The 7,318-nt window shown below is 60.9% G+C and carries 10 protein-coding genes and 1 tRNA gene; 4 read left to right on the top strand and 7 right to left on the bottom strand.

What is annotated here, in order from left to right:
- Positions 1-371: response regulator transcription factor (locus tag IL54_RS00480; RefSeq protein WP_156106045.1), on the bottom strand; the 371-nt coding region annotated here is incomplete at its 3' end.
- Positions 372-539: 168 nt separating this feature from the next.
- Positions 540-1,076: a hypothetical protein gene (locus IL54_RS00475; RefSeq protein ID WP_237748740.1), complete on the bottom strand. Its 537-nt coding sequence runs from the start codon at positions 1,074-1,076 to the stop codon at positions 540-542.
- Positions 1,077-1,302: 226 nt separating this feature from the next.
- On the opposite strand from IL54_RS00475, the gene IL54_RS00470 reads away from it, so the two are divergent.
- The gene (locus IL54_RS00470) at positions 1,303-2,271 is read left to right on the top strand and encodes a magnesium and cobalt transport protein CorA (protein WP_037472141.1); all 969 of its coding nucleotides are present in this window, start codon (positions 1,303-1,305) and stop codon (positions 2,269-2,271) included.
- 5 nt (positions 2,272-2,276) lie between these two features.
- Here the strand turns inward: IL54_RS00470 and IL54_RS00465 are convergent.
- The 5 genes from IL54_RS00465 to IL54_RS00445 all read right to left on the bottom strand — a co-directional run bounded on the left by IL54_RS00465 (position 2,277) and on the right by IL54_RS00445 (position 4,753).
- Positions 2,277-2,353 (bottom strand) — tRNA-Arg (locus IL54_RS00465).
- Positions 2,354-2,389: 36 nt separating this feature from the next.
- Positions 2,390-2,863 (bottom strand): DUF1178 family protein, encoded by a 474-nt coding sequence (locus IL54_RS00460; protein ID WP_037472140.1) that lies wholly within the window; start codon positions 2,861-2,863, stop codon positions 2,390-2,392.
- Complete coding sequence (locus IL54_RS00455) at positions 2,860-3,690, bottom strand: carbon-nitrogen hydrolase family protein (RefSeq protein ID WP_037472493.1); 831 nt, start codon at positions 3,688-3,690, stop codon at positions 2,860-2,862. Before IL54_RS00455 ends, IL54_RS00460 begins: the two co-directional genes overlap by 4 nt.
- A gap of 5 nt (positions 3,691-3,695) precedes the next feature.
- Positions 3,696-3,953, bottom strand: a complete 258-nt coding sequence (gene grxC, locus IL54_RS00450) for a glutaredoxin 3 (protein WP_037472139.1) — start codon at positions 3,951-3,953, stop codon at positions 3,696-3,698.
- 50 nt (positions 3,954-4,003) lie between these two features.
- Complete coding sequence (locus IL54_RS00445) at positions 4,004-4,753, bottom strand: ComF family protein (RefSeq protein WP_037472491.1); 750 nt, start codon at positions 4,751-4,753, stop codon at positions 4,004-4,006.
- A gap of 40 nt (positions 4,754-4,793) precedes the next feature.
- On the opposite strand from IL54_RS00445, the gene IL54_RS00440 reads away from it, so the two are divergent.
- The 3 genes from IL54_RS00440 to IL54_RS22465 form a co-directional block, all read left to right on the top strand.
- A complete protein-coding gene (locus tag IL54_RS00440; RefSeq protein ID WP_037472138.1) occupies positions 4,794-5,642 on the top strand; it encodes a class I SAM-dependent methyltransferase in 849 nt (282 codons plus the stop codon).
- A 182-nt stretch (positions 5,643-5,824) separates the two neighbouring features.
- The gene (locus IL54_RS00435; RefSeq protein ID WP_156106019.1) at positions 5,825-6,523 is read left to right on the top strand and encodes a hypothetical protein; all 699 of its coding nucleotides are present in this window, start codon (positions 5,825-5,827) and stop codon (positions 6,521-6,523) included.
- A gap of 143 nt (positions 6,524-6,666) precedes the next feature.
- Positions 6,667-7,318, top strand: a 652-nt coding sequence (locus IL54_RS22465) for a phytanoyl-CoA dioxygenase family protein (RefSeq protein ID WP_193378790.1), incomplete at its 3' end; no start/stop codon positions are given.

The raw sequence follows: 7,318 nt of genomic DNA, 5'->3' as shown, positions 1-7,318 counted from the left end.
TCGCCCCGCCCCCGCCGCAGGACGGCACGCAGGCGCGCAGCCAGTTCACGCGCGGAATAGGGTTTGTTGATATAGTCGTCCGCGCCAAGCTCCAATGCGACGACGCGATCGACCTCCGAACTATTGGCCCCCACCAGGATCACCGGCACCTCGCTCCGCGCACGCACATCTCGGCACAAATCCATGCCATCCGCGCCGCGAAGCGCTGCGTCCAGCACTATGACGCCAACGGGCATGGTGGCCAGCGCCTGAAAAATCTGGGCAGCACCACCGCTTGGCACAACTCTAAAGCCGGTTTCCTCCAGATGCGTGCGGACCGCTTGCTGCTGCGCGGCTTCCGTTTCCGTCACCAGGATGAGCGGCGGGGTCATGCCCAAAGATCGTGCCATCCACACTTGCCTCGATCGCCGATCATGCGCGTACCTCCAGAAACAGACAGACGCCCCCAATGCGCCCACAACGCGGCCGGACTTAGATCGCCTGAATGTCTCTGAAATTTGCCGAACGTTACAAATTATTGCGCAGGTGACACAGCAGCGTCAAACGGAGGAAAATTCCGGCATTTTCGTCCCAATCTGCGGTGGTGCAGTGGTGGGAAGATGCGCCAGCATGGTAGCGAGCCACAAGGCATCGGTGCCCGCGCGATGGCGTGTGGGGCATCGGCGGTCGGCGATCGCCACGGACTCACGGACTTGCGCATCGTCGGCGTGCCGTTCCGCAATAATCGCGGAAACATGCTCGATCAGGAAGGGCGTGGGTCGCCCCGTAGCGGCGGCGAGCGTATCCAGCCATTGTTGATCGATGCGGCTGTCGGCCACCACGCGCCGACCGATTGCGGCATCGCTCAGCAAGGCTAATACCGCATCGACATCCAAGCCCTTTTGCACGAGCGTCGATCGATCAAGACCGTGCAAGGCCTGCGCCTCCTGCGTCCAGCCCCAATCTTCCCAATCCTGATGCGGCCGTATCAACCAACTGCACGACCAGCCTTCCACCGCAATGCCGACCTCGATCGGGAAGGACCGACCATGGCGCGGGAGGCAGGACGCCTCGAAATCAATGGTCAGGATAGACACGGATGTAGCTCCACTGTGCGCGTGACCCGGTTTATCCCGGCCTAGGTGCCCGCATCGATACATCCCTTTCGCGCTCGACTGTGTCAGAGCGAAGTCAGCTTGCGATGGTTCCCGATAAAATTGCGCCGGGCGAGACTGGTGAGCGACGAACGGATGGGCGTGCCTGGAGGACGCGGGAAAGGCCATCTGCTAATCGGCATGTCCGACTCCACATGCAGGATCACTCATGACCGTCATCGCCGCCTATCTCTATCGCAATGGCCGCCGCGTCAGGCCGGTGACGATCGACGAGCGGATCGACTGCGCGCATGACAAGTCCGAATTCGTGTGGATCGGCATGGCCGAACCGACGATGGCGGAAATGGAGACCCTGCGGCGCAGCTACGACCTGCACCCGCTGGCGATCGAAGATGCCATCAAGGCCAATCAGTTGCCCAAGGTCGATATCTATGGCGACCAATTGTTCGTGGTCGCGCGCACGGCCCATGTCGAGGAAGGCAGCATCTGTTATGGCGAGACCGCGATCTTCGTCGGCCACAGCCATATCATCAGCGTACGTCATGGATCAGCTCGCGCGCATCATATGTTGCGGCAGGAACTGGAAGCCGTGCCGGATCGACTGGCGCAAGGCGTGGACTATGTGCTGCATGCCGTCCTCGATTTCATCGTCGATGGCTATTTGCCCGTCATCGAGGGCGTGGAGGACGAAGTGCTGGCGATGGAGCAACAGACCGTCGATCAGTTCCTGGGGCGGGAAGACATCACCCGGATATTCAATCTACGCAGGCAGGTGATGCGTTTCCAGCGTATCCTGACGCCGATGCATGAAGTCGCCAACAAGTTCGTCAAACTGGACCTCCCCTGCATCGACGCGGAGGCAAGGCCCTATTTCAGCGACGTGCGCGATCATGTCCGCCGGGTCCAGACCATGGTCGATGATCTGCGCGAAATATTGATGTCCGTGTTCGAATTCAGCAACCTGCTCGAACAGCAGCGGACCGGCGCTATCACCCGCCAGTTGGCCGCCTGGGCTGCGATTCTGGCCGTGCCGACCGCCATCGCGGGCATATATGGCATGAATTTCGACAATATGCCCGAACTGCGGACGCGCTACGGCTATTTCGTCGTGTTGGGCGTGATCACGATCATCTGCAGCCTACTCTATGCCCGCTTCCGCAAGCTCAAATGGCTGTAGGAAGATGGTGCACCCGACGGGATTCGAACCCATGGCCCTTAGATTAGGAATCTAATGCTCTATCCTGCTGAGCTACGGGTGCACGCCCGGCACGCTCTATTATGCGTGAACGGCGCGGTCAATTCTTCGCTTCGGGCGGGATGACCGGGAAAGGTAAGGGCGCGACTTCGACGCCTTCGGCGATCAGCGCCTTGGCCTCCTGCGGCGCGACTTCGCCGTGTATGCTGGCGCGATCCTGCTCGCCATAATGCATGGCACGGGCCTGTTCGGCAAAGCCGTGCCCGACCCAGGTCGATCCCTCCAGCGCCTTGCTCTGCGCCTGCGCCAGCGCATCGACCAGCGCCCGCATCTTCGCCTCGTCGCCGCCATTGGCGACCACCGGGGTTGTGGCTTCTGGGCGCGGTACCACCGCGCGACTATTGCCCTTGGCCGCAACGGCCGGGGCCATCACCGCTTTCATCACGCGCGCGTCACCACAAAGCGGACAGGCAATCAGACCGCGCGCCTGCTGGTCGGCATAGTCGTTGCTGGAGCCGAACCAGGCTTCGAACACATGGCCCTGCCCTTCGCATTTGAGGTCGAACACGATCATGCCAGCGTCACCTGCGCCGGGATCGGGCGGCGGTTGGCAATGGCGGGCACGCGCCCGCGCACGGCGTCGATCCGCGACAGGTCGAGATCGACAAGGGCGAGCCCAGCCGTCTCGCCCATGTCGAGCAGAACATCGCCCCACGGATCGACCACCAGGCTATGGCCATAGGTCGTCCGGCCATCCGCATGATTACCGACCTGCGCCGTCGCGATCAGGAAGCAGCCCGCTTCGATCGCGCGGGCACGCAGCAGCACATGCCAATGCGCCTGTCCCGTCGGCACGGTGAAGGCGGCCGGTGCCAACAGGATCGTTGCCCCTGCATTGGTGAGCGCGCGATACAGGTCCGGGAAGCGCATGTCGTAGCAGATTGAAAAGCCCATCCGGCCCCAGGGCGTATCGGCCGCAACCACTTGCTCCCCCGGTCCATAGGCCGACGACTCGCGCCAGCTTTCGCCTGTTGCCAGATCGACATCGAACAGATGGATCTTGTCATAGGTCGCGCGGATCGCGCCGGTATCGTCGATCAGGAAACTGCGATTGGCCCAGCGACCGTCGGCGCGCTCGTCCTTGAGCGGCAGCGAGCCGATATGCACCCACAACCCTTCGCGCGCCGCCGCATCCCGCACCGCCGCCAGCACGCCATCGTCCGCCTGGCAACGCAAGGTCGCCGCCGCGCGTGCCCGGTCCCGATCAAGATAGCCCGCCATTTCGGGCGTGAAGAGCATGTCTGCCCCCTCGCCCTTGGCGCGCGCGATCATTTCCACGATCGCGGCGGCATTGGCGGCGGGGTCGATCCCGCTGGTCATTTGGAACAGCGCGGCGCGCATGTGCATCAGAGGCCGAGCAAGGCGTCGAGCTTGCCCTGTCGGTTGAGCGCCGCCATGTCGTCGCTGCCGCCGATATGCGTACCGTCGATGAAGATTTGCGGCACGGTCACCCCGCCATTGCTGCGCGCCAGCATTTCCTCACGCTTGGGACCGCCCATGCTAATGTCATATTCCTCGAACGCCACGCCCTTGTCGCGGAACAACGCCTTGGCGCGCGCGCAATAGCCGCAAAATGCCTTGGTATAGATTTCGACCTTCGCCATATGCCTGTCATACTCCTTAGCGTCCGAAATTGGGCGCGCACACCGCTTTGTCAATCCGCAGCGTCGCGCGGCAAGGCCCGTGCCCAGCACAATAGACGCACATGACTCGCCCCGCCCCGGTGCAGAACCTGCGCACAGGCCGCCGCCGTCGCGCCGCTGGTGTGGACATCGTCGATCAACAAGATACGCCGCCCCTTCACCCCATGCCCATCCGCCAGCGCAAAAGCACCGCGCACCGTCTTCGCCCGTGCCGCCGGGTTCATGCCCCGCAAGGGCTGGGTCCGACGGGTCCGCAGCAACAGATGTTTTTCGACCCGCAACCTGGTCAGGCGGCCCAGATGATCGGCGATCAGCGCCGACTGGTTGAACCCCCGCCCCCATAATCGCCAGCGATGCAGCGGCACCGGCACGATCAGCGGCGGATCGTCGCCATGATCAGGCACATGACGCAGCATCTGTCGCGCGATCAGCCGCGCCAGGCCGATCCGCCGCCCATATTTGAGCCGCAGCGCCACGGTGCGCGCGACATCTCCATAGGCCAGCACCGCCCGCGCGCTGTCGAAGGGCGGCGGATCAACGAGGCATCGCGCGCATTCCGCCCCCTCCCCCATATCGTGCGGAAAGGGCAGGCCGCAGCGCGCGCAACAGGGTTCGCCCAGCAACTCCATCCCGCCCCAACAATCGAGGCAGAAAGCAAAATCCTCCTGCACGATCGCGCCGCAACCGGGACAGCGCGGTGGCAGCGCATAATCGACCAGCGGACGGATCGCGCCCTTGAGAAGCGGCAAGACGGACATCATCTGCTTGTCCCCGCTTGCCGCCCGATGCACAAGGCCCGCCATGACCGCCCCCGACATATTCGACCGATCGCGCCGCGCCCAGGGTCGCGACCGCATGATCACCCGTTTTGCCGATCACGACTTTCTCTATCGTGCCATGCTGGAGGAATTGCTCGACCGACTGGCCGACGTGCAGCGCGACCTGCCCGAAGCACTGATGATCGGCTGCCCTGACGACAGCGCGAAGGCCGCGTTGGAAGCGATGGGCAAGCGCGTCGCCTGCGTGGATCCCGGCTTCCTCGCCGCGCGCGGGGCAAACGGCGTGCAGGGCGACGAAGATGCCCTGCCCTTTGCCGATGACAGTTTCGACCTCATCATCGCCTGCGGCACGCTGGACAGCGTCAACGACCTGCCCGGTGCGTTGATCCTGATCCGGCGCATCTTGCGACCCGACGGATTGATGCTCGCCGCCTTCACGGGTGCGGGCAGCCTGCCAAGGCTCAAGGCCGCATTGCTGGCGGGTGAGGGCGACCGGCCAGGCCAGCATATCCATCCCCAGATTGATGTCCGCGCGGCCGGCGATTTGCTCAGCAGAGCGGGCTTTGCCATGCCGGTCGCCGATGGCGAGACGCTCGTCGTGCGCTATGGCGACATAGTGCGGCTGATGCGTGACTTGCGCGGCATGGGCGCGGGCAACCGACTGGCAGAGCAGCCACCGCTACTGAACCGCGAAACGCTGGCAAGAGCAGGCGCGCATTTCGCGCAGGCAGCGGACGCGGACGGCCGGACGGCCGAGCAAATGGCGATCGTCTATCTGTCCGGCTGGAAACCCGACCCCAGCCAGGCAGCCCCTGCCCGACGCGGCAGCGCCACCATGTCGCTCGCCGCCGCGCTCAAGGGCAAGGCCTGATCGTGGCAGAGGAAATCTGCGAAGATTTCGCTTGCTCGCCATCCTATGCGTAGCTTCCGCCGCCGAGCGACGACCCATAGACGTCCACTCAGCCAGACCTCACCTTGGAAATACCAATAGACTGACGCATTTCTCCCTTTTTGCGGTCGACAATGTGCCAATTGCCAGTCATTGGAAAGGCGATGCAAGAGCCAGAAATTGATCTGCCAAGTGGCGATGGCCGAACCGCCGATTCAGTCGAACCCGCAGGCACTTTGTTTGTCATAGAGGAAATGCGGCAACGTTTGGCGACTCTAGAGCAGATGACGGCGGCGATTATCGGTCGGATCGATCAATTGCAGCATCTCGCTGAATTGTCATTTGCAGAAACCCACGCCCGCCGCCGTGACGACGCGACGAAGCCTCAAGGCCAATCAAGCTGGTCCAGCGCAGGCTTTCCCCTCATCCCCCGCAACATACCGGTATTTTTCGGTACGCTTCGCGATAACCAAACTGTCGATGTCGATGATATCTTGGTCAGAGGTTGGTACACCCGTGAGGAATGGGGCGTTTGGGGTCAAGATTCAATTCAGGAATTGCGGTTCGCCATGGACGGCTATGGCGGCGGATATGCAACCGTACACCTAGCCCTTCAATGCTTCGTACCACCAGGCATGAGCCATCAGAATATCGATATCCTTGCGAACGGTTATTTTCTCGGCAGTTTCGATCTGCCGGGAGGATTGCAGATGATCAAGTTGCGGCTACCTCCTTCCTGCATCTGCAACGGCGATATTTTGTTGCAAACTCAGCAAGACAAAACATTTTCTCCTGCTGCATTTAGCGATAGTCTGGACACCAGAGTGTTAGGCATTGGACTCATATCACTTGACGCAGGCTGAGGGTGCCAATGAGCATTGAGGTAAATAAATTTTACGCCGCATCGCGTTACCCTGCTTAATCCTATGCTTCGTTCTGACCATTGGAAATATCGCTACATCACGCTGCCTCTAGAAGCCTATATCGCTCTGAAAGGATGATCCCCGTGAGTAAGAATGATGATCCCGCTTTCCACTCGCGATTTGGTGGCTTGTGGGTGGACCGCGACGACTGGCGTCAGCAGATAACGGCCCGTCATTTGACATCCGAGCAAATAAATCAGATCGAATTTTTTGTTAGAAACGGCTTTATCATTCTACACGCTGCCGCAACACCAGAAAAAGTTGATGCATTTCGACGTAAAATAGAGACGTCTTTCCGCGAAGGAAATAAAGACGTTCTTTATCAGCGGCATGATGGCTATGATACTTTGCCATTAAGTCAACCTGAGGACAGATTGGGCGTACGTGTCGTCGATTCTTTTGTGCCGTTTGCGGAAGCTCTCGATCTTTTTTCTTCTCCATCATTGATTGCATTTTTGCAGCTGATATTCGACGCTGATCCCCTGTTGTTTCAGAGCTTGAGTTTCGATCAAGGGTCGCAACAGGGACTCCATCAAGACACGGCTTATGTTGTTGTCGATCAACCGTTAGAACTAGCCGCCTGCTGGATCGCGTTGGAAGATATTCAACCGGGTTCAGGCGAACTGATGTATGTTCCCGGTAGCCATCGGCTGCCCGACTGGAATTTTGGTGGGGACAGAAAACATTGGGTTGCCACCGAGGATGGGAAGGAGCCTCATGACGATTGGGCTCGGC

It is taken from the genome of Sphingobium sp. ba1, assembly GCF_000743655.1.
Classification (GTDB): Bacteria; Pseudomonadota; Alphaproteobacteria; order Sphingomonadales; family Sphingomonadaceae; genus Sphingobium.
The sequence above is the reverse complement of the archived record's forward strand: the minus strand, read 5'-3'. Positions and strand labels throughout refer to the sequence as shown.

Excerpts from the sequence above, each read along its gene's own strand:
- IL54_RS00470 (WP_037472141.1), top strand. The coding sequence starts at position 1,303 with ATGACCGTCATCGCCGCCTATCTCTATCGCAATGGCCGCCGCGTCAGG.
- IL54_RS00460 (WP_037472140.1), bottom strand. The coding sequence starts at position 2,863 with ATGATCGTGTTCGACCTCAAATGCGAAGGGCAGGGCCATGTGTTCGAA.
- IL54_RS00455 (WP_037472493.1), bottom strand. The coding sequence starts at position 3,690 with ATGCGCGCCGCGCTGTTCCAAATGACCAGCGGGATCGACCCCGCCGCC.
- grxC (WP_037472139.1), bottom strand. The coding sequence starts at position 3,953 with ATGGCGAAGGTCGAAATCTATACCAAGGCATTTTGCGGCTATTGCGCG.
- IL54_RS00445 (WP_037472491.1), bottom strand. The coding sequence starts at position 4,753 with ATGATGTCCGTCTTGCCGCTTCTCAAGGGCGCGATCCGTCCGCTGGTC.
- IL54_RS00440 (WP_037472138.1), top strand. The coding sequence starts at position 4,794 with ATGACCGCCCCCGACATATTCGACCGATCGCGCCGCGCCCAGGGTCGC.
- IL54_RS00435 (WP_156106019.1), top strand. The coding sequence starts at position 5,825 with ATGCAAGAGCCAGAAATTGATCTGCCAAGTGGCGATGGCCGAACCGCC.